The organism is Enterobacter sp. MGH 16 (assembly GCF_000493175.1).
GTDB classification, from domain to species: Bacteria; Pseudomonadota; Gammaproteobacteria; order Enterobacterales; family Enterobacteriaceae; genus Enterobacter; species Enterobacter roggenkampii.
This window is the reverse complement of sequence record NZ_KI535695.1, coordinates 165,670-192,052: the sequence shown is the minus strand read 5'-3', so window position 1 is coordinate 192,052 and position 26,383 is coordinate 165,670. Positions and strand designations below refer to the sequence as shown.

Here is a 26,383-nt window from a genome sequence, read left to right as displayed (position 1 = left end):
GTTTTCAAATAGTGGACTGCACATGTCGTCACGTCGCTTCGGAAGCCAGTCTCTGGTACGCCTTTTAGGCCACTGGCAGCAAACCTCATCCCGCACGCCGCTCTGGCGACAGCTGGCCGATGCGCTGCGCCTGTTAATCCTTGACGGACGTCTGGCACTGAATACGCGGCTACCGGGGGAGCGCGAGCTGGCCACGGCGCTGGACGTGAGCCGGACCACCATCAGCAGCGCCCTCGCCCATCTGCGCGAGGAGGGATATCTTGAAAGCCGCCACGGCAGCGGGTCACGCGTGATCCTCCCGGATACGCGCGCCGTTCCCACGCTTTCCGCGGCGAGTGCCGCACTGGATCTCTCTACTGCCGCCCTCAATGCCGGGCCGGAAATCCACCAGGCGTATACCCACGCGATCACGGCCATTACGCAGCACCTCGCGCTGACGGGTTACGATCAGCTAGGGCTCCCGACGCTGCGGGAGGCCATCGCTGCGCGCTACACCGCGCGGGGTCTTCCCACCCGCGCGGACGAAGTGATGGTGGTCAATGGCGCCGTCAGCGGCTTCGCGCTGGTCCTGCGGATGATGACCGGGCCGGGAGATCGCGTCGTGGTCGATCACCCCACCTATCCGCTGGCGATTGCCGCCATTCAGGGCGCGCAGTGTCGGCCCGTGGGGGTGTCGCTGCCGGAAACGGGCTGGGATACGGACGGCTTCGCCGCCACGCTTGCCCAGACCGCGCCGCGCCTGGCGTACCTGATGCCTGATTTTCATAACCCCACCGGGCGCTGCATGGATGTCGCGACCCGTCAGGCCATTACCGATATTGCTGCGCAAACCCGTACGACGCTGGTGGTGGATGAAACGATGGTGGATCTCTGGTTTGACGCCCCTCCTCCGCCCCCGCTGGCCTCCTTTAACCCGCAGGCCACCGTCATCACCTTAGGTTCTGCCGGAAAAAGCTTCTGGGGCGGGCTGCGTCTCGGCTGGATCCGCGCGTCCTCGCGCACGATCGCCACGCTTGCCCAGACGCGCGATACGCTGGATTTAGGCTCGCCGCTGCTGGAACAGCTAGCGGCGCTGTGGCTCATCAACAACAGCGAGACGTTTCTACCCGCACGCCGCAAAATGCTGGCGGAACGACGCGATCGATGCGGTGAACTGCTGCGTGAACATTTCCCGGAGTGGACATTCCATGAAGCAGAGGGCGGGCTCTCATACTGGATTGAGCTCCCCGGCATGCTGGCGACGCAGCTTGCCGCTCGGGCTGAGATTCTGGGGATAAATCTGGGGACCGGTACGCGGTTTGGTTTATCGGGTGCGTTTGACCGCTATTTGCGGATGCCCTTCTCGCTCGAGCCGACAGAGCTTGAACAGGCGCTGCTGAGGATTAAACCGTTATGGCTCGCCCTGAATAAAAACGTGCCACCTGTAAAACGCAGCGTGATTTAATAGCAAAAAGTTTGAAGCCGATCATAAAAAAAATAAAAACTGCTGACTGTCATGGATACAGTCAGCAGTTTTCACCAGTCCGGAATTAATGCTGAGCAGGAATAGGAAACCCTTTCAGTGAAATAACGAAGTTTTCACCGTCTTTCTTTATTTTTGCGCCAGTATCACACCAGTCAGACGCAATACGAAAGAACTCATCACTTCCGACATTCCAGCCAAGACGTACATGCTTCACGTAGCCTGAACGCAACAAATCGCAGGCCTCTTTGTAGTCACTGGCAGTTGACAGTTGTTGTTTCATTTTCTCTTCTTCAGAAGTTTACGTAGAGCCTTGATTTCTTTAGGAGTAAATGGAGAAACATTCTCTTCTTCCGTATGCTGATTATCAATATCCTCTTCCGATACTCCCGCCTCTTCTACTGCCTCGAACGCCAGCAGTAGCAATTTCTCTGTCGTCACGCTTAAATTCTCGTTATTCACTTCCGCATAGTGGCGAAGCCTTTCTTTTAGCGCGTCATCAATCTTAACGTTTAATACCGCTGTAGCCATGTTTATCACTTCCCTTCGGAATAAGTACTTTATTTAATACACGAAGTTAACAATGTTATCCAGATATATATTTTTTTGAGTTTTGCCAGAAAATAGACGGCCAAGGATAAAATGCCCGACTATTATTACAAGTTTATGACATTAATATTTCAGCGCGATGAAATATATATTACATGCTATAGGCATAATCTTATTAGGGAATAACGTCCAGGGAAGAGGCAAAAATCAGGGAAGAACGCAGAGGCTCAGAAATGGGTGGGGGCCCTGCCAGCTACATCCCGGCACACACGTCGTCTGCCCTGGCTGCTTCCTTCCGGACCTGACCTGGTGAACAGAGTAGCGTTGCGGGAGAACCAACAGAGCCCCCATTGAGAGCGTTGATAACCAACGCGCTGGCGCATTATCCCTGTGCTAAAGCCCAATTGCAAGTGACCAGGAACCGGATGCTGGTTTCTTGCGCAAACAGGCGCAGCAATCATGAAGATCTTCGTTTACCATAGCGTTCCAGAAACTCCCCCCACAGGTGAAGGTATGGACGAACACGACTCCTTTCCACAGCGCGTATGGCAAATCGTGGCCTCAATCCCGGAAGGCTATGTCACTACCTATGGTGATGTTGCGCGCCTGGCCGGTTCCCCGCGCGCGGCGCGACAGGTTGGAGGCGTCCTGAAACGGCTGCCGGAAGGCAGTACGCTGCCCTGGCATCGAGTGGTGAACCGTCATGGCGCCATCTCACTCACCGGGCCGGATCTCCAGCGTCAGCGTCAGGCGTTACTTTCAGAAGGGGTGCAGGTGTCAGGGTCGGGTCAGATCGATTTGCAGAAGTACCGGTGGGTGTACTGACCCCTCTCCCGAAGGAGAGGGGAATAACCCTATTACATCTGCGTCGGTGGGGTTGGCAGAGACGGCTGATTGGTTTGCGGTGCGACCGGCACTTCGGTCTGCTGTACTGGCACCAGGTTCAGGTCGATTTTGGTTCCACCGTTGTTAATCGCTTCCTGGACCGTATCGGTGATAAACACCAGCTTACCGTTGATGGTGACCGCTGCGCTCAGCAGAATACGGGCATTAGGCTGCACGTCCGACGGGTTATACGGCAACACGAAGCTAAACGGCGCCTGCTTGCCTTCAGTACGGACGGCACGCTGGGCCACGACTTTCGACGGCGCGTCGGCCAGGGAAGCATCAGACAGCGTCACCGTTAATACCGCATCCGGCGGCAACGCAACTTTCTGTTTAATCCAGATGGTACCGGAAACGTTAGGCTGCTGAATGGACTGCTGCGAAAGGGTATTAATCCCGTTCGGGTCAGCTGCTGGCACTGGCACCTGGGCGCTCTTACCGGCACAGGCGGACAACGCCACCGCAATCGCTACACCACTTAGCATAGGCACGAGTTTCATTGAAGTCTCCTTATCATCAATGCACCAGCGGGATCGATCCCATCCGATGTCGTTTCAATCACATAACGTTTTTAAGTGTGGCACAACTCACTGATTAATGCCTGAAATCATCCCGATATTCAGATTATTCTACCCATCGGACCACTTTCATTTCTGCGTTATACTCTGCCTATCTTTCGCTACGGCGTTTATTGAGGACAACTATGAGTCAGGCACTGAACAATCTGCTGACATTACTGAATCTGGAAAAAATTGAGGAAGGACTCTTTCGCGGACAGAGCGAAGATTTAGGCTTACGCCAGGTCTTCGGTGGGCAAGTCGTTGGACAAGCGCTGTACGCTGCAAAGGAGACTGTCCCGGCAGACCGTCTGGTGCATTCATTCCACAGCTACTTTTTACGCCCTGGCGATAGCGCCAAACCCATCGTGTATGACGTTGAAGTTCTGCGAGACGGCAACAGCTTCAGCGCGCGCCGCGTCGCGGCCATCCAGAACGGTAAGCCGATCTTTTACATGACCGCCTCTTTCCAGGCACCGGAGCCGGGCTACGAGCATCAGAAGGTCATGCCCCCTGCCCCCTCGCCGGACGATCTTAAATCGGAAACGGATATCGCTCGCGCATTGGCGCATCTGCTGCCGCCGCAGGTTAAAGAGAAGTTTCTCTGCGATAAGCCGCTTGAGATCCGCCCCGTCGAGTTCCACAACCCGATGAAGGGCCACACCGCCGAGCCAAAGCGTCAGGTGTGGATCCGCGCCAACGGCACCGTGCCGGAAGATTTCCGCGTCCATCAGTATCTGCTGGGCTATGCGTCTGACTTCAACTTCCTGCCGGTGGCGCTGCAGCCGCACGGCGTCGGCTTCCTCGAAAAAGGGATGCAGGTCGCGACGATCGATCACTCGATGTGGTTCCACCGTCCCTTCAACATGAACGAGTGGCTGCTCTACAGCGTGGAGAGTACGTCGGCATCCAGCGCCCGCGGGTTTGTGCGTGGGGAGTTTTATACTCAGGACGGCGTGCTGGTCGCTTCAACGGTGCAGGAAGGGGTGATGCGTAACAGAGGTTGATGTAAAAAGCCCGGTGGCGCGACGCTTACCGGGCCTACGTTTTGTGCTGTTGTAGGCCGGGTAAGGCGAAGCCGCCACCCGGCAAGACACTCAGATCATGCGTTATACGCATTCTCGCCGTGGCTGTTCACATCCAGACCTTCGCGCTCCTGCTCTTCCGGTACGCGCAGACCCACCGTCATGTCCGCCAGCTTGTAGCCGATGAAAGCGACGACTGCAGACCACACCACGGTGATAGCGATACTTTCCAGCTGCACCAGCACCTGATGAACCATAGTGACGCCTTCTGCGTAGCCCACGCCACCGAGCGATTTCGCCGCGAAGATACCGGTCATGATACAGCCGACAATCCCGCACACGCCGTGCACGCCGAACACATCGCAAGGGTCATCCACGCGCAGAACTCGTTTCAGTGCAGTCACGCCCCACAGACCCGCCAGACCGGACACCAGGCCGACCAGCAGCGCACCGCCGACACCGACATAACCACACGCAGGGGTGATACCAACCAGACCAGCAATCGCACCTGAACAGGCCCCCAGCAGGGAAGGTTTACCGCGCACCGCCCACTCGCCAAACACCCAGGAGAGGATTGCACCCGCCGTGGCTACAACGGTGTTCACGAAGGCCAGCGCGGCGATTTCGTTGGCCGCACTTGCTGAGCCGGCGTTGAAGCCAAACCAGCCAAAGTAGAGGATCGCAGTACCGGTAAAGACCATCGGCAGGTTGTGCGGTTTGAACGCCTCTTTACCGAAGCCCACGCGTTTGCCAATCAGATAAGCGCCCACCAGACCCGCGACCGCGGCGTTAATGTGGACAACGGTACCGCCCGCGAAGTCCAGCGCGCCGTGCGTGGCCAGCAGACCACCGCCCCAGACCATGTGCGCAATCGGCACATAGGAGAGCGTCAGCCAGACCACCACGAAGATCAGGACCGCAGAGAAACGAATGCGCTCGGCGAGCGCGCCCACAATCAGCCCGACGGTAATGCAGGCGAACGAGCCCTGGAACGCCACGTGAATATACTGATAGAAGCTGCCCATCAGCGCGGTCAGTTCAATGTTTTTCAGCATCACCCAGTCGAAGTTACCAAAGAACGCGTTACCCGTGCCGAACGCCAGAGAGTAACCGTAAACCACCCAAAGCACGCAGACCAGTGCGAACGTCACGGCAACCTGCGTCAGCATGGAGAGAACGTTTTTGCCACGGATCAGACCGCCGTAGAACAGCGCAATGCCCGGAATGGACATGAACAGCACCAGCGCGGTGCTGATCATCATAAAGGCGTTATCGGCTTTGTCGGCCACCGCAGGGGCAGCAGCCAGCGCCAGGCCCGGCAGCAGCGCCAGCGAACCCAGACCCGTTTTAAGTGTTGCTATCTTCATTTTCTCGATCCCTATCACTGTGTGCCAGGCGTTAATTACAGTGCCGCTTCGTCAGATTCGCCGGTACGGATGCGAATGACGCGCTGCAGTTCGGCAACGAAAATTTTGCCGTCGCCAATTTTGCCGGTGTAGGCCGCTTTGCTAATGACATCAATGACTTCATCAAGCTGATCGTCAGCAATCGCGACATCAATTTTTACTTTTGGCAGAAAGTTAACGCTGTATTCCGCCCCGCGATAAAGCTCGGCATGACCCTTCTGACGACCAAAGCCTTTCACTTCGGTGACAGTCAGTCCCTGAATACCCATTGAAGACAATGCTTCGCGCACGTCTTCGAGTTTGAATGGTTTGATTACAACCGTAACCAGCTTCATAGATCCCCTCCAGTCAGAATTCGGTAATGGCCGCAGCTTACGCGGAAGGTATTGCAAGGGATGTGCCAGAAATGAAAACGTGAGGGAATCGCGGCGCGATGTGCGTTACGCGGTTCTGATAAATGAACCGGTGAAAAAAAACGCACCATGCCGGTGCAGGGTGCGTTTCAGTTTTGCACCAACAGGAATGACTGTTAGCGCGGCGCCTCATTTTAGTGCATCAGGCGCTAAGGGACTCTTCATCACGCACGCTGGCGGCCAGCTCTTCGCCCGCCAGCTGCAGCTGGTACATCTGCCAGTAGCGCCCTTGTGCTTCCAGCAGCTCGCGGTGCGTACCGCGCTCCACGGCCTGTCCGCGATGCAGCACCAGAATCGTGTCCGCGTCGACGATGGTGGAGAGCCGGTGAGCAATCACCACCAGCGTCGTATGGTCGCGTACGGCGGCCAGCGCCTGCTGAATCGCCTGCTCGGTTCCAGAATCTATGCTGGCCGTGGCTTCGTCCAGAATCAGCACCTGCGGTGTTTCAATCAGGACGCGCGCCAGCGCCAGGAGCTGTTTTTGCCCCACGGAGAGGTTGTTGCCCTGCTCGCCCAGCTTCGTGTTGATCCCGTCGCTAAACCCGCGCGCCAGGTCTGCCAGCTGCACCGTTTCCAGTACCGCCCAAACCTGCGCTTCTGAATAGTCCCGTCCCAGGGTTACGTTGGCGTAGAAGGTATCGGCCAGCACGACCGGATCCTGCTGCACCATCGCAACGCCTTTGCGTAACACCGTGTGGCTGAGCGACGCGAGCGGACGTCCGTCGAGGCGGATTTCGCCTTGCGTGACTGGATAGTAGCCCATCAGCAGGCTGGCGAGCGTGCTTTTACCGCTGCCGGTGTGGCCCACCAGCGCGACGAAACCGCGTGACGGCACATCGAGCGTAATCTCCTGCAACACCAGACGGTCTTCGCGATAGGCAAATGAGACGTTATCAAAGGTGATAGCCCCGCTTTGCAGAGGTCGCTCGTCATTGCCGTAGGCCTGGCGCGGCCTGTCCATCAGCTCAAAGACGCGCTCACCGGCGACAACCGCCTGTTGCAGCATCGATTGCTGCGTAGTGAGTTCGATCAGCGGCTCGTTAAGGCGTCCCAGATAGCTAATGAAAGCGTACAGCACACCCACTTCAATCGTACCGTTTGCGCTCAGGCCAAAGAGCATCAGCAGCCCGCAAAGCACCAGCGCCGAGAACAGGCTCAGCAGCGGTCGCAGCAGGAAACCGTCCAGGCGCAGCGTCTGCATACGCGCCATATAGTGTGAACGGCTGGCTTCGCCCATGCGCTCGCCAAAGCGCGCCTGCTGGCGGAACTGCTGGATGACGCTCATGCCGTTGATCACTTCGTTGAAGCCATCGTTGATATCGGCCAGATAGGCGCGCACCCGGCGCACAATCGGCGTGCTGTAACGCTGGTAAATCACCATGACGATCAGCACCGCCGGGAAGATGGTGATCGCCACCAGCGCCATGCGCCAGTCGAGGCTGAACATCGCCACCAGCATCGCGCCAATCAGCGCCGCGCTGCGCAGCACGGTTGCCACCACGGTGACGTACAGATCGCGGATCACCTCGGTATCGTTGGTCACGCGCGAAATCACCTGCCCGACCGGCTGGGTATCAAATTCGCTGAGCGGCTGGCGAAGCGCCGCGTCCATCACATCGGTACGCAACTGCTGAACAACGCCTACGGCTGCACGGTTAAACAGCAGCGACTGCGCATAGTGCAGCCCTGCCGCCGCCAGCTGCAACCCAACGTAGGCCACGCCTAAGCCCGCCACCAGCCCCAGCGGCAGGTAGCTTTTGGCGACCATATTGTCGATGAAGTAGCTGATGAGCAGCGGCCCGCTCACTTCGGCAATCGCCGCTATCCAGAGTAAAAGCACGGCCACGGAGAGCGGTTTGCGCCACGGTGAGCCGTAGGCCAGCAGACGTTTGAGCGTCGGCCACATCGTTCCAAGCTTACGCATTGGCGGCCTCCTCATCCTGCTCCGGCGCATCGTCCAGCGCCGCCTCAAGCTGCTGATAGCGGTACATATCGCGATACCAGCCCGGCTGCTCGCTAAGCGTTTCATGCTGCCCGCGCTGGGCAATATGGCCGTGCTGCAAAACCAGAATTTCGCTGGCTTCGGTGAGCGCTGACAAACGGTGGGCACTGATAATTATCGTGCGTCCGTCGCCCCACTGGCGCAGGTTATGCAGGATCTGATGCTCGGTACGGCCATCCACGGCGGAGAGCGCATCGTCCAGAATCAGGATTTCCGCATTGAGCAGCAGGGCGCGGGCAATGGAGATACGCTGTTTTTGCCCGCCGGACAGCATGACGCCGCGTTCCCCGACTTCCGTTTCGTAGCCCTGCGGCAGGCGCAAAATGTCATCATGCACGCTGGCTAAACGCGCCACATGCTCGATCTCTTCCTGCGTTGCCGCAGGGCACCCAAGCGCGATGTTGTTCGCCACGGTGTCAGAAAAAAGAAACGGCGTCTGGCTGACAACCGCCAGGCGACCACGCCACTCATCCAGCAGCAGGCTGGTGAGCGGAATATCATGGAAGCGAATATCGCCCTCGGTGACGTCAAAGTGGCGCTGGAGCAGCGAGAGTACGGTACTTTTACCGGAGCCCGTCGGGCCGCAGATGCCGAGCATCTGGCCCGGCTGAAGGGTAAAACTGACGTTCTCCAGTATCGGATGTTCCGTTTGCGGATAGATAAACTTGCGGACGTCGACTTTCATGGCGCCGCGTCCTTCCGGCAACGCTTCGCTGCCGTCATTGACCACCGGCGCTTCGGCCAGCATGGCGCGAATACGGCTGTAGGCGGCGCTGCCGCGCTCCACGATGTTAAACATCCAGGCCAGCGCCAGCATCGGCCAGATCATCAGCCCCAGATACATGGCAAAGCTGGTCAACTGGCCCAGGGTGAGCGTGCCCTGCACCACCATCCAGCTCCCGCCGCCAATCGCCAGCATATTTGCCATGCCAATTGCGATATAAATCGTTGGATCAAATCGAGCGTCAATACGCGCGACGCGCATGTTTTTCGCCCCCGTGTCGGCCGCATCAGCGGCAAACAGCGCGGACTGCCGGTCTTCCAGACCAAACGCTTTGATCATGCGGATGCTGGTCATGCTCTCCTGGGTGCGATCGTTCAGCGACGAAAACGCCGCCTGCGCCAGCTTGAAGCGCTCGTGCAGCTGTTCGCCGTAGCGATTGATCGCCAGCGCCATGAGCGGCATCGGCAGCAGCGCCAGCAGGGTCAGCTGCCAGCTGATCTGCGTTGACATGACGATCAGCACCGCGCAGCCCATTACCAGCGAGTCCACCAGCGTCAGCACCCCTTCCCCGGCGGCAAAGACCACGCGATCGACGTCGTTAGTCGCGCGCGCGATAAGATCCCCGGTGCGATGGCGCAGATAAAATTCGGGATGCTGTCGACTCAGCTGGCGATAAAAATCTTCACGCAGCTCAACGGCCAGCTGATAGGACGCACCAAACAGCAGCACGCGCCAGACGTAGCGCAGCAGATAAACAATGACCGCCGTCAGCACCAGCGTGCCAACCCACATCAACACCCGTGCGGTGGTGTAATGCTGTTCGGTGACGCCATCCACGACGTAGCCCACCACTTTCGGCGGGATCAGCTGCAGGATAGCAATGATAATAAGCAGGGCGACTGCACCGAGGTAGCGTTGCCACTCCCGACGAAAGTACCAGCTTAATTGGGCAAATAATCGCACGCGGTTTGTTCCTGAAGGTATTTTACGAAGTTATTCAATGGGTAATGCTGTGGTGTATTTAATCTGTTCCATAGCGAAGCTTGAGGTGACGTCCGATAACCCCGGCACGCTGTTCACCAGTCGCTTGTAGAAGTCATCATAACGCTTCATGTCGGCCACCTGGACGCGCATCAGGTAATCGTACTCGCCGGCCATACGCCAGAAACCGAGCACTTCGGGCATCTCAGACACCTGGGTAACGAAGCGGCAATACCACTCGCTGCTGTGATGCTGGGTTTTTATCAGCACAAATGCCGTCAACCCAAGCCCCAGTTTTTCAGGATCTAACAGCGCGACGCGCCCCAGAAGAATACCGTCATCTTCCAGCTTCTTAAGCCGCTTCCAGCACGGGGTGGTGGTCAGATTAACGGCATCTGCCAGCGCCTGCAAAGAGAGGGTACAGTCACTTTGCAGCAATGAAAGGAGCTTGCGGTCAATTTTATCTAGCATACCCACCTCACAGAGAAAATTTTTCTCCCTTAATTCTATTTTAAAGGCCAGATAGCAACAATTTTTTCTGTGCTTTTCGCTATGCTAGGCACAAAATGACAAACGGATAACGACGATGAATAGCACCTGGGTTAAACATGCGATCAGCGAAATCAATGCCGACTATCAGCGCTCGGCGGATACGCACCTGATTCGCCTTTCCCTGCCGGGATTTGACGGCATTCAGCTCTATCTGAAAGATGAAAGCACCCATCCTACCGGCAGCCTGAAGCATCGCCTGGCGCGCTCGCTGTTTTTATACGGTTTATGTAACGGCTGGATTAAAGAAGGCACCACCATCATTGAATCCTCTTCCGGTTCAACGGCGGTGTCCGAAGCCTATTTCGCCCGCCTGCTGGGCCTGCCGTTTATTGCGGTGATGCCCTCCTGCACCGCAAAACGCAAAATCGAACAGATCGAATTTTACGGCGGTCGCTGCCACTTTGTGGAAAGCGCCTGCGAAATCTACGCCGCCTCTGAAATGCTGGCTCGTGAGCTGAACGGCCACTATATGGACCAGTTCACCTTCGCCGAGCGCGCGACGGACTGGCGCGGGAATAACAACATTGCCGACAGTATCTTCCGCCAGATGACCCACGAACCGCATCCGGTTCCGTCCTACATTGTGATGAGCGCCGGTACCGGCGGCACGTCAGCCACGATCGGACGCTATATCCGCTGTCAGGGTTACGATACCCAGCTGATGGTAGTTGACCCGCAGAACTCCGTGTTCCTCGACTATTGGCAAAACCGCGATGCCGGTCTGCGCAGCCCGGTGGGGAGTAAAATTGAAGGGATTGGCCGTCCGCGCGTTGAGCCTTCTTTCATCCCCGACGTGGTGGACGAGATGATGCGCGTGCCGGATGCCGCCAGCGTGGCAACAGCGCACTGGCTGGAAACGCAGCTGGGCCGCAAAGTGGGCGCCTCGACGGGCACCAATATGTGGGGCGCGCTGCAGCTTGCCGCACGTATGCGCGAAGCGGGACGAACCGGTTCCATCGTCACGCTGCTGTGCGACAGCGGCGAGCGTTATCTCGAGACCTACTACAATGCGGAGTGGGTGCAGGCCAACATCGGTGATATCGCCCCCTGGAAGGCGCAGATTGCTCAACTGCTGAAATAAAAAAAGCCAGACCGAAGCCTGGCTTGCTGGAAGGGTCTCACTATTCGGGGGAATATGGGAGGTTGTTGTTGTCCAGCCAATGCGTCAAAAAATGGGACACTGCTTCATTACGGCAGTGACCGATAACCGGCAGATGGGGAAGTTCTGCTTTCAGCTGCGCCATCGCATTCCCCATGATCAGGCCGCGACCTACGCTACCCAGCATTTCGCGGTCGTTCATGGCGTCACCGAACGCCATGCACTCCTGCAGCGTTAATCCCAGGTGGTCGCTCAGCACCGCCAGAGCGGAACCTTTGTTACAGCCCACCGGCAGTACTTCCAGGCAATCCACCGCCGAGAAGGTCAGGTGCGCCCGGTCGCCCAGCGCCTCATTCAGTTGGATCCGTAAGCGACAGAGATCGTCGTGATCGCCGCAGAAGCAGATCTTGGTCACCGCATGGGCGGGGATCCGGCGCAGATCGATAAGCTGGTATTTAAAACCGCTATACACATGCGCGTGCAATAATTCCGGGATGTCGCTTCCGGTAAACCAGCCCCGATCGTTAAAGACGTGGATGCTGGCCTGCGTATCCCAGGTACTGTGCAGCACGATATCCGCCACTTCCGGGTTGAGATCCTGTCGGTACAGCACATCGCCTTCTACAGAGTGAATTCGCGTCCCGTTGCCGGTGATCAGAAAGGCATCGAGGGCAAACGCACCCAGCAAATGGCGCATTTCCAGAACATGACGCCCGGTGGCAAACGTCAGGGTGACATTACGCTCGTGCAGGCGCTTCAGCGTGTTCAGGGTTTTCTCCCCTAAACGGTGATCCGGCATTAACAGCGTACCGTCCATATCAAATGCAGCGAGCCGAGCCATGATTACTCCCGAAATGTGATGCGGTTAACTTGTGCATCAGTATCGTGTGAGATATACGGAAGTAATAGTGAATAGATGAAAATTATTGTTCCGGGTTTCTTATGCGCCAGCTTAACCGTCTTAACCAGTATCAACGCCTGTGGCAACCTTCCGCTGGCGCGCCGCAGCAGGTAACCGTAAATGAACTTGCCAGCCGCTGCTTTTGTAGCGAGCGACATGTCCGTACTCTGCTGCGTCAGGCCCAGGAGGCGGGCTGGCTGACCTGGCGCGCGCAGTCCGGGCGTGGAAGGCGCGGTGCGCTGACGTTTCACGTCACTCCGGAATCACTGCGCAACACGATGATGGAAGAAGCGCTAAAAAGCGGGCAGCAGCATAACGCCCTCGAGCTGGCGCAGCTTGCTCCCGAAGATTTGCGTGCGCTGCTGCACCCGTTTTTGGGTGGGCAGTGGCAAAACGACACGCCGACGCTGCGCATCCCCTACTACCGCTCACTGGAGCCGCTTCAGCCGGGCTTTTTACCGGGTCGGGCAGAGCAGCATCTGGCAGGGCAAGTCTTCTCAGGTTTGACGCGATTTCACGGCAACAGCAGTGAGCCTACGGGCGATCTGGCGCATCACTGGGATGTGTCGGATGATGGGCTGCGCTGGCATTTCTACATTCGCTCCACGCTGCACTGGCATAACGGCGATAAAATTGAAACGGCGCATCTCCAGCGAAGCCTGACCGCGCTGTTGACGCTTCCCGCCCTGCGCACTCTGTTTCAGAGCGTCCTCTGTATCGAAACAACGCATCCGCAGTGCCTGACGTTTACGCTGCATCATCCGGACTACTGGCTGCCGCACAGGCTGGCAACCTACTGTAGCCGTCTGGCGCATCCCGACCATTCGACGATTGGCAGCGGCCCCTTTCGGCTGGTCGCCTTTGAACCCGACCTGGTTCGTCTGGAAAGCCATGAGCAGTACCACCTGAGCCATCCGCTGCTCAAAGCCATCGAATACTGGATCACACCCCAGCTTTTTGATCACAGGTTGGGTACCAGCTGCCGTCACCCGGTGCAAATCGCGATTGGTGAGGCCGACGAGCTGGAAAGTCTGCGGCTGGTAAGCAGCAGCACCAGCCTGGGGTTCTGTTACCTCACGCTAAAACAGAGCGCACGCCTGAGTGAGAACCAGGCAAAGCGGCTGATTAATATCATTCATCACTCCAGGCTTCTCCACACGCTTCCGCTAAACGAAGGGCTCATCACCCCCACCGGGGAACTGCTTCCCGGCTGGACAATCCCCGACTGGACTGATTTAACCGATGTTGCCCTGCCTGAAGCACTGACGCTGGTTTACCATCTTCCCGTTGAGCTTCACACCATGGCCAGCCAGTTGAAGACGTACCTGGCGCTACAGGGTTGTGAGCTGACCGTCATCTTTCATGACGCCAAGACGTGGGACGGATGCCAGCAGCTTGCCGAAGCAGACATCATGATGGGCGACAGGCTGATTGGCGAAGCGCCAGCGTATACGCTTGAGCAGTGGCTGCGCTGCGATACGCTTTGGCCACACGTGTTAAGCGCACCGGCGTACGCCCATTTGCAAGCCACGCTGGATGCGGTACAGACTCAGGCCGAGGCTCGGGATCGGCACGCGGGCCTGAAGGCCATTTTTAGCCGATTAATGGAAAATGCGGTGCTGACGCCGCTCTTTAATTATCAGTATCAGATCAGCGCGCCACCGGGCGTGAATGGGATTCGCCTCAACACCCGCGGCTGGTTTGATTTTACCGAAGCCTGGCTGCCCGCCCCCAAATCGTGAAGAAGCTGGTCGCCGCCACAGGCAGACGGTAACATAACGTTTTTACCGTAACAGTCGAGATGATTTATGAAACGTGCCGTCGTCGTGTTCAGCGGAGGACAAGACTCTACTACCTGCCTGGTCCAGGCTCTTCATCAGTACGATGAGGTTCACTGTGTCACTTTCGATTATGGTCAGCGACATCGCGCTGAGATCGACGTTGCCCGTGAACTGGCTCTGAAACTGGGGGCACGCGCGCATAAGGTGCTGGACGTTACGCTGTTAAATGAACTGGCCGTGAGTAGCCTCACCCGGGACAGTATTCCCGTCCCGGACTACGAACCCGATGCCAGCGGCATTCCGAATACCTTCGTGCCGGGCCGCAATATTCTGTTCCTCACCCTGACGGCAATTTATGCCTACCAGGTAAAAGCCGAAGCGGTGATCACGGGTGTGTGTGAAACAGACTTCTCCGGCTACCCGGACTGTCGTGATGAGTTCGTGAAGGCGTTAAATCACGCCGTCAATCTGGGGATGGCGAAAGAGACGCGCTTTGAAACCCCGCTGATGTGGCTGGATAAAGCCGAAACCTGGGCGCTGGCCGACTACTGGGGCAAGCTGGACCTGGTTCGCAGCGAAACCCTCACCTGCTACAACGGCATTAAAGGCGACGGTTGCGGCCAGTGCGCCGCCTGTAATCTGCGCGCTAACGGGCTGAACCACTATCTTGCCGATAAAGCCGGCGTGATGGCCGCAATGCAGAAAAAAACCGGGCTTAAATAGGGCGACCTGACCGTGCTGTCACATAGCAGGTGTCGACAGCACGGGTAAGCCTGAACCTGGGTTACACGATCATCAGTTCCAGCTTTTCGCGCAATTCCCCTTCCAGCGGCAGCGCTTTCTGCGTTTTCAGATCGATACAGACAAAGGTGATCAACGCATCAGCCACCACCTGCCCTTCGGGATCGAGCGTAACCACCTGGCTTAACACGCCGCTTTTGCCATTGATCTGCTGCACCTGGCTGGTCACCGTGAGCACATCGCCCAACACGGCAGGGCGACGGTAGTTGATATTGATATTGACGACCACGAACGCGATGTTGTGCGCGGTCATCCACTGAAAGCTTTCGCTGTTTTCCAGCCCGTCCCAGCGCGCTTCCTCAAGAAACTCCAGGTAGCGGGCATTGTTCACATGCTGGTAAACGTCGAGGTGAAAACCGCGTACTTTTATTTTTGTCTGCATAGCGCAATAGCCTTTACTGTTATTGTAGGATGAGAGGTCATAACTGGTATGACCTCTTTATCCTGGCAAAATTTTGCCGCTGTGCAAGTAATTGTGAGATTACAACGTCAGGTGTGCGAGGTTGCGCTCAACCAGCGCGCTCCCCATGCCCGGAACCTGCTTGAGATCGTCGACCGTTTTGAAAGGACCATACTCTTCACGATAGCTTACGATGGCCTGCGCTTTTTTCAGCCCGACGCCATTCATCACGCGGGCCAGCTCTTCCGCAGAGGCCGAATTGATGCTGACTCGCGTACCGTCATCATCCACATTTTTACCAACGTCAGTCGCTTTGGTTTGCCCCTGCCCCGGCGCTGCGGCGTCGGTCTTACTCTGTACCGCCTGTGGTTTAGCGGCAGGTGCCGCCGCCAGTGCGCCCGCGCTCATACCGGTGGTGGCAATAGCCAGCGTAATTAACAGTGCTTTGATTCCACATTTCATGCTGTTATCTCCTTGTTTGTAGACAGCCACGTCACGATAGCCGCCCGATAAAAGAGGCACAAACAGCAGAGTGCAGAAATGGAAAAGGCCGCGAAAGCGGCCTTTAGTTATTGCAGAGCGTTGCGAAAATCTGCGAGCAGATACGTAATTATTGCTGCTGAGTAATGATATCGCCCAGCTTAATTTTGGCCTCTTTACGCAGGTTGCTCATCATGGCTTCGAAGGCAATCTGGGCATTGTTCTGGGTAATCCCCTGGACCATCGCCTTCTTCTGCGCGTCTGGCAGAGTGCCGGCTTTCACTTCATCCAGCGCCAGCAGAACGACGTTACCCTGCATATCGGTAGTGGTGCCGAAGCTTGGCTTGTCTTTTGCCGGCAGAGTCAGGCCAAACGCGGCCTGGCTGATAGGGTCCTGACCAGTACGGCTCAGCGTTTTCGCTTCACCGAAGCTCAGGCCAGCCGCTTTCAGCGCGTCCTGTTTACCCGCTTTCAGATCGGCCAGAATCTTCTCAGCATCCAGTTTCGCCTGCTGTTCCGCTTTGTTGTGCTTAACCTGAGCGACGACCTGATCCTTCACTTCCGCCAGCGGTTTGACCGCTTCTGGCTTGTGCTCGCTGACGCGCAGCACAAACGCACGATCGCCATCGACGGTAATGATGTCTGAGTTACTGCCCGGCGTGCCGTTCTCACCAACCAGACCACCGTTGAAGATGGCATCAGAAACCGGTTTGAAGTTCAGCTCTTCCGGCAGGTTGTCACGACCAAACCAGCCCGTCTCAACCGCTTTCACCCCAGCCGCCTGCTCGGCACCCGCCAGAGATTCGTTGTCGTTGCTGGCAGCATCACTCACTTTCTGCTGCAGCGCATAGTAGGCATCCAGCGCTTTTTCCTGCTTCACTTTTGCCGCGATATCGTCACGAACCTCAGCCAGCGGCTTGGTTTTCGCCGCGGTGATGTCGTCCAGACGCACGACCAGGAAACCTACGGAGGATTTAATGACGCCAGACAGTTGGCCTTTCTCTTTCAGACCCGCATTTTTCAGCTCGTCCGGCGTGGTCGCGTCTTCCAGCCAGCCCATATCGCCGCCGTTTTTCGCAGAGATAATGTCGGTGGATTTCGCTTTCGCGACGGTCGCAAAATCAGCGCCTTTGTTCAGCTCATCCAGTGCCGCTTTGGCATCCGCCTCGGTTTTGGTCTGAATCACGCTGTAGCGGTTACGCTGCGGCTGTGTGAACTGATCCTGATGCTGGTCGTAGTAAGACTGGATTTCCGCGTCAGACGCGCTTTCCTGCAGCGCAGCCGCATCCATCTTGATGTAGCTCACGCGGAACTGTTCTGGAGAAACAAAGGTATTCTTGTTCTGCTCGTACCAGGCGTTAATGTCAGCGTCGCTCACCTGCTGTTTCGCCGCCAGGGCGTTAACATCAATGGTCGCTTCACGTACAACGCGCTGCTGCGCCACCAGCGCAGCCAGTTCATCCGTTTCGCCTTTAAGCATGAAATCGGTGCCAACAACGGCATTGATGAGCTGCTGGGTGGTCAGTTGGTTACGCAGCGCCTGCGCGTACTGATCGGCCGTCATCCCCATCTGGTTGACGATGCTGTTGTAACGCGCGTTGTCGAATTTACCGTTAGACTGGAAGGCTTGCGTAGAGAAGATGGCTTTTTTCACCTGCTCATCGCTAATGCCAAGGCCGAGTTTTTTGGCATACTGATCCAGCAGCGCTTCGTCGATAAGACGGTTCAGCGTCTGCTGACGCAGGGTCTTCATATACCCTTCGTTCGCTGCCAGTTCAGAGAATTGGTCGCCCAGCTGTTGCTGCATACGGTTACGTTCACCGGCAAAAGCATTCTCGAACTGGCCGCGGCTGATCTCCTGGCCATTCACTTTTGCGGCATAGTTCGCGCCACCGCCAATAAGGTAACTGCTCACGCCGGTCAATATGAACGACACGATAATGATACCGAAAATAATCTTGAGCACGAGACTGTTAGCAGCCGTGCGTAAGCTGTCCATCATGGTGTAACAACACTCCGCTGTAGGTGACTGGTTACCTGACGCTGACGGAAAATCCTGCCCGTCGCGCGTAAAGTCGTATTGTGACAAGAAAACGGGGCGATTGTCAGCCCACAACTCGCATAAACTCGCACAAATCAGGTCTGGACAAACAAAAAAGGCACATCAAAAGATGCGCCCTTGTACTATCCGGCTTCCCTGAAACGGGAAAGCAATCAGTTTACTGCGTCTTTCAGCGCTTTACCTGCACGGAAACCCGGCACTTTAGCGGCAGCAATGGTGATCTCTTTACCGGTCTGAGGGTTGCGGCCAGTACGGGCAGCACGCTCTTTAACAGCAAAAGTACCGAAGCCTACCAGTGCAACGTCGTCCCCAGCCTGCAGAGATTCAGTAACAGAAGCAATTAATGCATCTAACGCACGTCCAGCTGCAGCTTTAGAAATATCAGCACCAGCAGCAATTTTGTCAATCAGTTGAGATTTATTCACTGTTCTCTTCCTCTCTTTATAATTTATATCGCGCCTGAATCCTTCACAACGCGACCGCGCAGCAGTTATATCAGGCCTGCCATGACCTTACAACACCCGTTGTTGATGGCTGACCTAATCAGCAATCTAAATTAGCTATACAAAAAAAGGCTGGCAAGTGCGAAATGACTTACCAGCCTTGTTTTTATTGACGCTCTTTGCGCGAGGTCACTATTTTGCGGTTACAACCTGCATTCCGGACGGTTCATTCTGCAATGCGAGACTAAGTACTTCCTCAATTCGCTTAACAGGATGGATCTGCAGGTCGGCAATCACGTTGTCCGGAATCTCTTCCAGATCGCGTTTGTTTTCGTAAGGGATCAATACGGTTTTGATCCCACCACGATGCGCCGCCAGCAGTTTTTCTTTTAAGCCACCGATTGGCAGAACCTGACCGCGCAGGGTAATTTCACCGGTCATTGCCACATCAGCACGCACCGGGTTACCTGTCAGGCAAGAAACCAGAGCGGTACACATGGCAATACCCGCGCTTGGACCATCTTTCGGCGTCGCCCCTTCAGGTACGTGTACGTGGATGTCGCGTTTTTCGTAGAAATCCGGGTTGATACCCAGTTTCTCCGCGCGCGCGCGCACCACGGTCAGCGCCGCCTGAATGGACTCCTGCATCACTTCACCCAGCGAGCCGGTATAGGTCAGCTTGCCTTTACCCGGTACACAGGCGGTTTCGATGGTCAGCAGATCGCCGCCCACTTCCGTCCATGCCAGACCGGTGACCTGGCCAACGCGGTTTTCGTTATCCGCGCGACCATAGTCGAAGCGCTGAACGCCGAGATAGGCATGCAGGTTATCACCATTAATCGTGATGTGTTTCAGGCTCTTATCCAGCAGCAGCTGTTTCACCGCCTTACGGCACAGTTTAGAGATTTCACGCTCAAGGCTACGCACGCCCGCTTCACGGGTGTAGTAGCGGATGATGCCAATAATCGCGCTGTCCTCGACGGTCAGCTCGTTGGCTTTCAGCGCGTTACGCTCAATCTGTTTCGGCAGCAGGTGCTGTTTCGCGATGTTCAGCTTCTCGTCTTCGGTATAGCCGGAGAGACGGATCACTTCCATACGGTCCAGCAGCGGCGCTGGAATATTCATGGAGTTCGACGTCGCCACGAACATCACGTCGCTCAGGTCGTAGTCCACTTCCAGGTAGTGATCGCTGAACGCCACGTTCTGTTCTGGATCAAGTACTTCCAGCAGCGCAGACGCAGGGTCACCACGCATGTCCGACGACATTTTGTCGATCTCATCGAGCAGGAACAGCGGGTTTTTAACGCCCACTTTCGCCATCTTCTGGATCAGTTTACCCGGCATAGAACCGATGTAGGTACGGCGGTGACCGCGGATTTCCGCTTCATCGCGTACGCCGCCCAGCGCCATACGGATATACTTACGTCCGGTCGCTTTAGCGATGGACTGGCCCAGAGAGGTTTTACCCACCCCCGGCGGTCCTACCAGGCACAGAATCGGGCCTTTAATTTTATTCACACGGCTCTGTACCGCAAGGTACTCAAGAATGCGGTCTTTCACACGTTCCAGGCCGTAGTGGTCGGTATCCAGGATTTCCTGCGCCTGACGCAGGTCTTTTTTGACCTTGCTGCGGGCGTTCCAAGGAACCTGCACCATCCACTCAATGTAGCCGCGAACCACGGTCGCTTCAGCCGACATCGGAGACATCATTTTCAGCTTCTGCAGTTCTGCTTCCGCTTTCTCTTTCGCCTCTTTCGGCATCTTCGCCGCGTCGATCTTACGTTTCAGCGCTTCGTTTTCGTCCGGCGCGTCGTCCATCTCGCCCAGCTCTTTCTGAATAGCCTTCATTTGCTCATTCAGATAGTACTCACGCTGAGATTTTTCCATCTGCTTTTTCACGCGGTTGCGAATACGCTTCTCAACCTGCAGCAGATCGATTTCGGACTCCATCATCGCCATCAGGTATTCCAGACGTTCGTTAACGTCGGACATTTCCAGCACAGACTGTTTGTCAGCCAGCTTCAGCGGCATGTGTGCAGCGATGGTGTCCGCCAGACGTGCAGGATCGTCGATGCTGTTCAGCGACGTCAGCACTTCTGGTGGGATTTTCTTGTTCAGCTTGATGTAGCCTTCAAACTGGCTAATCGCGGTGCGAACCAGCACTTCCTGTTCGCGCTCATCAAGTTCAGGCGAATCAAGGTACTCTGCCTTCGCAGAGAAGTGTTCGCCGTCGTCTGACAGAGTGGTAATACGCGCACGCTGCAGGCCTTCTACCAGCACCTTCACGGTGCCGTCAGGCAGCTTCAGCATCTGCAAAATAGAGGCCACGGTCCCGACGGTGAAAAGATCGTTTACACCCGGCTCATCCGTTGATGCTTCTTTCTGCGCCACCAGCATGATTTTTTTATCATGATCCATAGCGGCTTCGAGGCAACGGATAGATTTTTCCCGCCCTACAAATAAGGGTATGACCATGTGCGGATAAACCACCACATCGCGCAACGGCAATACGGGGATTTCAATGCGTTCAGAACGCTCAGGATTCATAGAGCTCTCTCTTAGTTAGTGTCCGCCAGGTAAGCTGGTCATGTCACTGTGCTTCACATAACCATTAACATGTATCCAGTATATGGGGATGTTTCCCACACATTCAACGCTATGAATACGGAAAAAGTAAAGGGGAGATAAAATCCCCCCTTTTTGATTAACTGCTTGTATGATTTGGTGAATTATTCGCCAGATGCCTGCTGGGCTTCCGGTTTACCGTAAATCAGCAGCGGCTTGGTTTGACCGCTGATGACCGACTCGTCAATCACCACTTTCTCAACGTCTTCCATCGACGGCAGATCGTACATGGTGTCGAGCAGTGCCGCTTCAACGATAGAACGCAGGCCACGCGCGCCGGTTTTGCGGCTCATTGCTTTTTTGGCAATCGCATCCAGCGCTTCGTCGCGGAATTCCAGATCAACCCCTTCCAGATTGAACAGCGCCTGATACTGCTTGGTCAGCGCATTTTTCGGCTCTTTCAGGATCTGGATCAGCGCCTCTTCACTCAGCTCATTCAGCGTAGCCACAACCGGCAGACGACCGATGAATTCAGGGATCAGACCGAATTTGATCAGATCTTCTGGTTCAACCTGTGCCAGGAGCTCGCCTTCGTTCGGTTTTTCGGATGTGGATTTCACCGTTGCGCCAAAACCAATGCCGGAGCCGGTTTCGACACGGTGAGAGATAACTTTATCCAGACCAGCAAAGGCACCGCCACAGATGAACAGGATCTTGGAGGTATCAACCTGCAGGAACTCCTGCTGCGGATGTTTACGACCACCCTGTGGCGGAACGGCGGCAACCGTACCTTCGATCAGCTTCAGCAGTGCCTGCTGTACGCCTTCACCCGATACGTCACGAGTGATGGACGGGTTGTCGGATTTACGGGAGATCTTGTCGATCTCATCGATGTAAACAATCCCGCGCTGGGCTTTCTGTACGTCGTAATCGCACTTCTGCAGCAGTTTCTGGATGATGTTTTCGACGTCCTCACCCACGTAACCGGCTTCGGTCAGGGTGGTGGCATCCGCCATGGTGAACGGAACATCAAGCAGACGCGCCAGGGTTTCAGCCAGCAGCGTTTTACCGGAACCGGTTGGGCCGATGAGCAGAATGTTACTTTTACCCAGTTCCACGCCATTGCTGGTATCGCCGTTACGCAGGCGTTTGTAGTGGTTATAGACCGCTACCGCCAGCACTTTCTTGGCCTGCTCCTGGCCGATGACGTAGTCGTCAAGGTGATGACGAATTTCATGCGGCGTTGGCAGCGCGCTGCGCTCACGGTGCGGTGCGACTTCTTTAATCTCTTCGCGAATGATGTCGTTACATAAATCGACGCATTCGTCGCAGATATACACGGACGGCCCGGCAATCAGTTTACGCACTTCATGCTGGCTTTTGCCGCAAAAAGAGCAGTACAGCAGTTTGCCCGAACCATCTTTGCGTTTATCTGTCATGAGTCCAAACCTCTTTTTAAGTTCTTTGTGCCGCACATGACGACGCAAATGCCATTCTAAGACGCAAGCTGCATCAAGCAGCGTGCCGCCCTACCTTAGTATAGCGGCACACTCGCGTCGCGGGCATCAATTACGATGGGTCAACACGGAGTCGACTAAGCCGTACTCAACTGCCTCTGAAGCAGAGAGGAAGCGATCGCGCTCGGTATCGCGCTCGATCTGCTCGAGAGGTTGACCCGTATGCTGCGCCATAAGTTCATTCATGCGCGCTTTTACTTTCAGGATTTCGCGGGCGTGGATTTCGATATCCGTCGCCTGCCCCTGGTAACCGCCCAGCGGCTGGTGAATCATCACGCGGGAATTCGGCAAGCAGAAACGCTTACCCTTCGCCCCTGCGGTTAACAGGAACGCGCCCATAGATGCGGCCTGACCCATACAGATCGTGCTGACATCCGGTTTGATGAATTGCATGGTGTCATAAATGGACATCCCTGCGGTAATTACGCCACCCGGGGAATTAATGTACAGGTAAATGTCTTTTTCCGGGTTTTCCGCTTCCAGAAACAGCATCTGCGCCACGATCAGGTTAGCCATGTGGTCTTCCACCTGGCCGGTCAGAAAGATAACGCGTTCCTTGAGCAGACGGGAATAGATATCAAAAGAACGCTCACCACGTGAGGTCTGTTCAATAACCATTGGCACCAGAGCCATATGGGGTGCAAAGTTATCTCGTTCGCCACTGTATGACATTTCCGTCTCCTGGATCAAAATTGAAAACACCTGCTGTACTGATTGTAACCTTACGGACGGATTATCAGCCAGTCTCATTCATCATGATTACGTACTTATGGGGTTCACAGTGCCCTATTTCAAGCATAACAACCTTTTGTTGTTACGCTAACACCGAAAGGGCGTTTTAGCACTCTTCCTGGGCTCTGGCTGCGATAAAAAAAACCCGCTGCCGCAAGGCAACGGGTTTTCTGTTCAAACTTTAAACCGTTGGGGCGAAATTACGCCTGCTGGTTCATCAGTTCGTTGAAAGAGGTCGCTTTTTCGGTCACTTTCGCTTTCGCCAGTACCGCTTCAACAGCCTGCTCTTCCAGGGCAACGTTGCGCATGTTGTCCATCAGCTCTTTGTTCTTACCGTAGAACTCGATCACTTCTGATGGATCTTCGTATGCAGAAGCCATCTCTTCGATCAGGCCTTTCACACGCTCTTCGTCAGCTTTCAGCTCGTGGGTACGAATCACTTCGCCCAGCAGCAGGCCAACCACAACGCGGCGTTTTGCCTGCTCTTCGAACAGCTCGCGCGGCAGTTCCATCGCTTGCTGCTGGTTGCCACCGAAACGCTGTGCAGCCTGACGGCGCAGAACGTCGATTTCGCTGTCGATCAGTGCAGCAGGAACGTCGATTTCGTTGGCTTTCACCAGACCTTCGATCGCCTGAGACTTCACGCGGTTACGCACAGCACCGTTCAGCTCGCGCTCCATGTTTTTACGCACTTCGGTACGCAGGCCAGCAACAGAACCGTCTTCCACGCCGAAACGTTTGATGAACTCTTCAGTCAATTCTGGCAGTTCGCGCTCTTCCACTTTCTTCAGGTTGATGACGAACTTCGCTGCTTTACCTTTCAGGTTTTCAGCGTGGTATTCTTCCGGGAAGGTCACGTCGATGGTGAACTCTTCGCCAGCCTTGTGGCCTTTGATACCGTCTTCGAAGCCTGGGATCATACGACCCTGGCCCATTGCCAGTACGAAGTCAGACGCTTTGCCGCCTTCGAACTCTTCGCCGTCTACAGAACCGGTGAAGTCGATGGTTACGCGGTCTTCCGCGTCAACAGCGCCTTCTTTCTCTTTCCAGTTCGCCTGCTGCTTACGCAGGGTGTCCAGCATGCCGTCAACGTCTTCGTCAGTCACGGAGACAATCGGTTTTTCAACTTCGATAGATTCCAGACCTTTCAGCTCAACTTCCGGATACACTTCAAACTCTACGGAGTAGGTGAAGTCTTCGCCCAGTTTGTATTCGCCTGGAACGTAGTTTGGCGCACCGGCCGGATTGATTTTTTCTTTGATGATCGCATCGATAAAGTTGCGGCTCATCAGTTCACCCAGCACATCCTGACGCACGGAAGCGCCATAACGCTGAGCAACAACATTCATTGGTACTTTGCCCTTACGGAAGCCGTCAATACGTACTTTTTTTGCTACGTTGACCAGCTCGCTTTTCACAGCAGTTTCGATGCTGTCAGCAGCGATAGTAATCGTTACACGGCGGCCAAGGCCTTGAGTGGTTTCAACTGAAACTTGCATCTTGTTACCTCAAAAAAATCACAGTGCTCGGTCAACTCTGAATCTGTCTGTTATACCGGGATGCTCTCTTAGTGCAGATTCACATTCCCTGTCGCCAGAATCATCCCGAAGACATTCAATAAGACGCGGCATTATAGCGGCATCACTTAGGTGAGTCGAGAACGGTTGGGGCATGTTGCTGCGGCTTTTTTCACACTTTAAGGCTATTTTTAGCCTTAAAATCGCACCATCCGCTCAAAACTCAGACAAAACAAAACGGCCCGAAGGCCGTTTTGAGGAAATCTGTAAGCAACATACTGGAAAAGCTCCAGCCGTTGCAAATCCGATTTATCAGGCGATAGTGCCTGCACCGCGACAGGGCGGCGATGCGAAAACCGTATCCTGCAAGCCTTCCCATTCCTTAATGGTGTAGGTATGCAGTGCCAGCGCATGCACGGTCGTGGAGAGCTCTTCCGTCAAGGTGCTGTAGATCAAGCGATGTCGGTTCAGGAAACGTTCTCCCGTGAAGCGATCGCTAACCAGAACCACTTTAAAGTGGCTTTCAGAACCTGCCGGTACGTTATGACGATAGCTTTCGTCGACGACTTCGAGGAACACAGGGTTGAACGCTGCCCTTAATTTATCTTCTATATGCTCACGTATCATCATGAAATTACTCCTCCGACAACGCCAGGATGTCACCCATCCCTTTAAATATTAGCCGCTTTTACCGTTTCCATTACACATTGACAACAAATATTTAGCTTTCGTCCGATTTTCTCATTCAAACGAATGAAGTTAACTGTGAGGCTCATACCTTTTATCATCCGTGAAAGGAGAAAATGAGTGAGCTGGTCAGTTTTCAGACAAGACGATGAATTTACATGCGTTGACCACTTCCCCTGACCGTTGGCGATGTTATGATGGCGGCAATTTTTCTCTCTATTATGCTTACGATTCGTGAGAACTTAAAAATGTTAAAAAAACTCTTCTTTCCATTGGTAGCCCTTTTTATGCTGGCAGGCTGTGCTACCCCGCCTACCACCATTGATGTCTCACCAAAAATCACCCTGCCTCAGCAGGACCCAAGCCTGATGGGCGTCACCGTGAGCATTAACGGTGCCGATCAGCGTCAGGATCAGGCGCTGGCAAAAGTGACCCGCGATAACCAGCAGGTGACGCTCACCGCGTCCCGTGACCTGCGCTTCCTGCTGCAGGAAGTGCTGGAGAAACAAATGACCGCTCGCGGCTATATGATCGGCCCAAGCGGTGCGGTTGATCTGCAGATCATCGTCAACAACCTGTACGCTGACGTGTCACAGGGCAACGTGCGCTACAACATCGCCACCAAAGCGGATATCGCCATCATTGCCACCGCGAAGAATGGCAACAAGATGACCAAAAACTACCGCGCGAGCTACTCTGTTGAAGGTGCGTTCCAGGCATCCAACCAGAACATTGCTAACGCCGTTAACAGCGTGCTGACCGATACCATCGCCGATATGGCGCAGGACACCAGCATCCACGACTTTATCAAGCAGAACGCACGTTAATCCTGCTCACTGACC

25 protein-coding genes and 1 other RNA gene are annotated in these 26,383 nt (G+C 55.4%); 7 read left to right on the top strand and 19 right to left on the bottom strand.

Going from position 1 to position 26,383, the window contains the following annotated elements:
- The first annotated feature begins 22 nt into the window (after positions 1-22).
- Positions 23-1,444, top strand: a complete 1,422-nt coding sequence (locus L362_RS21770; RefSeq protein WP_023343494.1) for a MocR-like transcription factor YczR — start codon at positions 23-25, stop codon at positions 1,442-1,444.
- An 85-nt stretch (positions 1,445-1,529) separates the two neighbouring features.
- On the opposite strand, the gene L362_RS21775 is transcribed toward L362_RS21770, so the two are convergent.
- The 3 genes from L362_RS21775 to ffs form a co-directional block, all read right to left on the bottom strand.
- Positions 1,530-1,745: a hypothetical protein gene (locus L362_RS21775; protein ID WP_008503298.1), complete on the bottom strand. Its 216-nt coding sequence runs from the start codon at positions 1,743-1,745 to the stop codon at positions 1,530-1,532.
- The gene (locus L362_RS21780) at positions 1,742-1,993 is read right to left on the bottom strand and encodes a hypothetical protein (protein WP_021241644.1); all 252 of its coding nucleotides are present in this window, start codon (positions 1,991-1,993) and stop codon (positions 1,742-1,744) included. The genes L362_RS21775 and L362_RS21780 overlap by 4 nt, the downstream gene beginning before the upstream one ends.
- 262 nt (positions 1,994-2,255) lie before the next feature.
- An RNA gene (ffs, locus tag L362_RS23535) (signal recognition particle sRNA small type) lies at positions 2,256-2,352 on the bottom strand.
- Positions 2,353-2,524: 172 nt separating this feature from the next.
- Here ffs and L362_RS21785 point away from each other — a divergent pair.
- Entirely contained in the window at positions 2,525-2,836 is a 312-nt protein-coding gene (locus tag L362_RS21785; RefSeq protein ID WP_013095875.1) for an MGMT family protein, read from the top strand.
- Positions 2,837-2,868: 32 nt separating this feature from the next.
- Here the strand turns inward: L362_RS21785 and L362_RS21790 are convergent, their stop codons facing one another.
- Positions 2,869-3,396, bottom strand: a complete 528-nt coding sequence (locus tag L362_RS21790; RefSeq protein WP_008503301.1) for a YbaY family lipoprotein — start codon at positions 3,394-3,396, stop codon at positions 2,869-2,871.
- A gap of 203 nt (positions 3,397-3,599) precedes the next feature.
- Here L362_RS21790 and tesB point away from each other — a divergent pair, with 203 nt between their 5' ends.
- Positions 3,600-4,460 (top strand): acyl-CoA thioesterase II, encoded by an 861-nt coding sequence (gene tesB, locus L362_RS21795; RefSeq protein ID WP_023293157.1) that lies wholly within the window; start codon positions 3,600-3,602, stop codon positions 4,458-4,460.
- Positions 4,461-4,555: 95 nt separating this feature from the next.
- Here the strand turns inward: tesB and amtB are convergent, their stop codons facing one another.
- The 5 genes from amtB to L362_RS21820 form a co-directional block, all read right to left on the bottom strand.
- On the bottom strand, positions 4,556-5,845 hold the full coding sequence (gene amtB / locus L362_RS21800) for an ammonium transporter AmtB (protein WP_008503303.1): 1,290 nt from the start codon (positions 5,843-5,845) through the stop codon (positions 4,556-4,558).
- Between the two features lie 35 nt (positions 5,846-5,880).
- Positions 5,881-6,219, bottom strand: a complete 339-nt coding sequence (gene glnK, locus L362_RS21805; RefSeq protein ID WP_008503304.1) for a P-II family nitrogen regulator — start codon at positions 6,217-6,219, stop codon at positions 5,881-5,883.
- A gap of 220 nt (positions 6,220-6,439) precedes the next feature.
- Positions 6,440-8,221 carry a SmdB family multidrug efflux ABC transporter permease/ATP-binding protein gene (locus L362_RS21810; RefSeq protein ID WP_023343492.1) on the bottom strand — a complete coding sequence of 594 codons (1,782 nt, stop codon included), beginning with the start codon at positions 8,219-8,221 and terminating at the stop codon, positions 6,440-6,442.
- Entirely contained in the window at positions 8,214-9,986 is a 1,773-nt protein-coding gene (locus L362_RS21815) for a SmdA family multidrug ABC transporter permease/ATP-binding protein (protein WP_023343491.1), read from the bottom strand. The genes L362_RS21810 and L362_RS21815 overlap by 8 nt, the downstream gene beginning before the upstream one ends.
- Positions 9,987-10,016: 30 nt before the next feature.
- Positions 10,017-10,475, bottom strand: a complete 459-nt coding sequence (locus tag L362_RS21820) for an Lrp/AsnC family transcriptional regulator (protein ID WP_008503307.1) — start codon at positions 10,473-10,475, stop codon at positions 10,017-10,019.
- 115 nt (positions 10,476-10,590) lie between these two features.
- Between L362_RS21820 and L362_RS21825 the strand changes: the two genes are divergently transcribed.
- Positions 10,591-11,637, top strand: a complete 1,047-nt coding sequence (locus L362_RS21825) for a PLP-dependent cysteine synthase family protein (protein WP_008503308.1) — start codon at positions 10,591-10,593, stop codon at positions 11,635-11,637.
- Between the two features lie 40 nt (positions 11,638-11,677).
- Here L362_RS21825 and cof read toward each other — a convergent pair whose 3' ends face one another.
- Complete coding sequence (gene cof / locus L362_RS21830; RefSeq protein WP_008503309.1) at positions 11,678-12,496, bottom strand: HMP-PP phosphatase; 819 nt, start codon at positions 12,494-12,496, stop codon at positions 11,678-11,680.
- Between the two features lie 101 nt (positions 12,497-12,597).
- On the opposite strand from cof, the gene L362_RS21835 reads away from it, so the two are divergent.
- Positions 12,598-14,298, top strand: a complete 1,701-nt coding sequence (locus tag L362_RS21835; RefSeq protein WP_023326794.1) for an SgrR family transcriptional regulator — start codon at positions 12,598-12,600, stop codon at positions 14,296-14,298.
- A 66-nt stretch (positions 14,299-14,364) separates the two neighbouring features.
- The gene (gene queC / locus L362_RS21840) at positions 14,365-15,060 is read left to right on the top strand and encodes a 7-cyano-7-deazaguanine synthase QueC (protein ID WP_008503311.1); all 696 of its coding nucleotides are present in this window, start codon (positions 14,365-14,367) and stop codon (positions 15,058-15,060) included.
- Positions 15,061-15,121: 61 nt separating this feature from the next.
- On the opposite strand, the gene L362_RS21845 is transcribed toward queC, so the two are convergent.
- The 9 genes from L362_RS21845 to bolA all read right to left on the bottom strand — a co-directional run bounded on the left by L362_RS21845 (position 15,122) and on the right by bolA (position 25,484).
- Positions 15,122-15,520, bottom strand: coding sequence for a YbgC/FadM family acyl-CoA thioesterase (locus L362_RS21845; protein WP_021241651.1), 399 nt, complete (start codon positions 15,518-15,520; stop codon positions 15,122-15,124).
- 99 nt (positions 15,521-15,619) lie between these two features.
- Positions 15,620-16,000, bottom strand: a complete 381-nt coding sequence (locus L362_RS21850; RefSeq protein WP_023343490.1) for a helix-hairpin-helix domain-containing protein — start codon at positions 15,998-16,000, stop codon at positions 15,620-15,622.
- Positions 16,001-16,148: 148 nt separating this feature from the next.
- Entirely contained in the window at positions 16,149-18,020 is a 1,872-nt protein-coding gene (gene ppiD / locus L362_RS21855; RefSeq protein WP_023343489.1) for a peptidylprolyl isomerase, read from the bottom strand.
- A 212-nt stretch (positions 18,021-18,232) separates the two neighbouring features.
- Entirely contained in the window at positions 18,233-18,505 is a 273-nt protein-coding gene (gene hupB / locus L362_RS21860; protein ID WP_002444653.1) for a nucleoid-associated protein HU-beta, read from the bottom strand.
- A 210-nt stretch (positions 18,506-18,715) separates the two neighbouring features.
- Positions 18,716-21,070, bottom strand: a complete 2,355-nt coding sequence (gene lon / locus L362_RS21865; protein ID WP_008503315.1) for an endopeptidase La — start codon at positions 21,068-21,070, stop codon at positions 18,716-18,718.
- A gap of 182 nt (positions 21,071-21,252) precedes the next feature.
- Positions 21,253-22,527, bottom strand: a complete 1,275-nt coding sequence (gene clpX / locus L362_RS21870; RefSeq protein ID WP_008503316.1) for an ATP-dependent protease ATP-binding subunit ClpX — start codon at positions 22,525-22,527, stop codon at positions 21,253-21,255.
- Between the two features lie 126 nt (positions 22,528-22,653).
- The gene (gene clpP / locus L362_RS21875; RefSeq protein ID WP_008503317.1) at positions 22,654-23,277 is read right to left on the bottom strand and encodes an ATP-dependent Clp endopeptidase proteolytic subunit ClpP; all 624 of its coding nucleotides are present in this window, start codon (positions 23,275-23,277) and stop codon (positions 22,654-22,656) included.
- 260 nt (positions 23,278-23,537) lie between these two features.
- A complete protein-coding gene (gene tig, locus L362_RS21880) occupies positions 23,538-24,836 on the bottom strand; it encodes a trigger factor (RefSeq protein WP_008503318.1) in 1,299 nt (432 codons plus the stop codon).
- A 330-nt stretch (positions 24,837-25,166) separates the two neighbouring features.
- Positions 25,167-25,484, bottom strand: a complete 318-nt coding sequence (gene bolA, locus L362_RS21885; RefSeq protein WP_021241655.1) for a transcriptional regulator BolA — start codon at positions 25,482-25,484, stop codon at positions 25,167-25,169.
- Between the two features lie 305 nt (positions 25,485-25,789).
- On the opposite strand from bolA, the gene L362_RS21890 reads away from it, so the two are divergent.
- Positions 25,790-26,368 (top strand): lipoprotein, encoded by a 579-nt coding sequence (locus tag L362_RS21890; protein ID WP_023310568.1) that lies wholly within the window; start codon positions 25,790-25,792, stop codon positions 26,366-26,368.
- Positions 26,369-26,383: the final 15 nt, after the last annotated feature.

Excerpts from the sequence above, each read along its gene's own strand:
- L362_RS21770 (WP_023343494.1), top strand. The coding sequence starts at position 23 with ATGTCGTCACGTCGCTTCGGAAGCCAGTCTCTGGTACGCCTTTTAGGC.
- L362_RS21775 (WP_008503298.1), bottom strand. The coding sequence starts at position 1,745 with ATGAAACAACAACTGTCAACTGCCAGTGACTACAAAGAGGCCTGCGAT.
- L362_RS21780 (WP_021241644.1), bottom strand. The coding sequence starts at position 1,993 with ATGGCTACAGCGGTATTAAACGTTAAGATTGATGACGCGCTAAAAGAA.
- L362_RS21785 (WP_013095875.1), top strand. The coding sequence starts at position 2,525 with ATGGACGAACACGACTCCTTTCCACAGCGCGTATGGCAAATCGTGGCC.
- L362_RS21790 (WP_008503301.1), bottom strand. The coding sequence starts at position 3,396 with ATGAAACTCGTGCCTATGCTAAGTGGTGTAGCGATTGCGGTGGCGTTG.
- tesB (WP_023293157.1), top strand. The coding sequence starts at position 3,600 with ATGAGTCAGGCACTGAACAATCTGCTGACATTACTGAATCTGGAAAAA.
- amtB (WP_008503303.1), bottom strand. The coding sequence starts at position 5,845 with ATGAAGATAGCAACACTTAAAACGGGTCTGGGTTCGCTGGCGCTGCTG.
- glnK (WP_008503304.1), bottom strand. The coding sequence starts at position 6,219 with ATGAAGCTGGTTACGGTTGTAATCAAACCATTCAAACTCGAAGACGTG.
- L362_RS21810 (WP_023343492.1), bottom strand. The coding sequence starts at position 8,221 with ATGCGTAAGCTTGGAACGATGTGGCCGACGCTCAAACGTCTGCTGGCC.
- L362_RS21820 (WP_008503307.1), bottom strand. The coding sequence starts at position 10,475 with ATGCTAGATAAAATTGACCGCAAGCTCCTTTCATTGCTGCAAAGTGAC.
- L362_RS21825 (WP_008503308.1), top strand. The coding sequence starts at position 10,591 with ATGAATAGCACCTGGGTTAAACATGCGATCAGCGAAATCAATGCCGAC.
- cof (WP_008503309.1), bottom strand. The coding sequence starts at position 12,496 with ATGGCTCGGCTCGCTGCATTTGATATGGACGGTACGCTGTTAATGCCG.
- L362_RS21835 (WP_023326794.1), top strand. The coding sequence starts at position 12,598 with ATGCGCCAGCTTAACCGTCTTAACCAGTATCAACGCCTGTGGCAACCT.
- queC (WP_008503311.1), top strand. The coding sequence starts at position 14,365 with ATGAAACGTGCCGTCGTCGTGTTCAGCGGAGGACAAGACTCTACTACC.
- L362_RS21845 (WP_021241651.1), bottom strand. The coding sequence starts at position 15,520 with ATGCAGACAAAAATAAAAGTACGCGGTTTTCACCTCGACGTTTACCAG.
- L362_RS21850 (WP_023343490.1), bottom strand. The coding sequence starts at position 16,000 with ATGAAATGTGGAATCAAAGCACTGTTAATTACGCTGGCTATTGCCACC.
- ppiD (WP_023343489.1), bottom strand. The coding sequence starts at position 18,020 with ATGATGGACAGCTTACGCACGGCTGCTAACAGTCTCGTGCTCAAGATT.
- lon (WP_008503315.1), bottom strand. The coding sequence starts at position 21,070 with ATGAATCCTGAGCGTTCTGAACGCATTGAAATCCCCGTATTGCCGTTG.
- clpX (WP_008503316.1), bottom strand. The coding sequence starts at position 22,527 with ATGACAGATAAACGCAAAGATGGTTCGGGCAAACTGCTGTACTGCTCT.
- clpP (WP_008503317.1), bottom strand. The coding sequence starts at position 23,277 with ATGTCATACAGTGGCGAACGAGATAACTTTGCACCCCATATGGCTCTG.
- tig (WP_008503318.1), bottom strand. The coding sequence starts at position 24,836 with ATGCAAGTTTCAGTTGAAACCACTCAAGGCCTTGGCCGCCGTGTAACG.
- bolA (WP_021241655.1), bottom strand. The coding sequence starts at position 25,484 with ATGATGATACGTGAGCATATAGAAGATAAATTAAGGGCAGCGTTCAAC.
- L362_RS21890 (WP_023310568.1), top strand. The coding sequence starts at position 25,790 with ATGTTAAAAAAACTCTTCTTTCCATTGGTAGCCCTTTTTATGCTGGCA.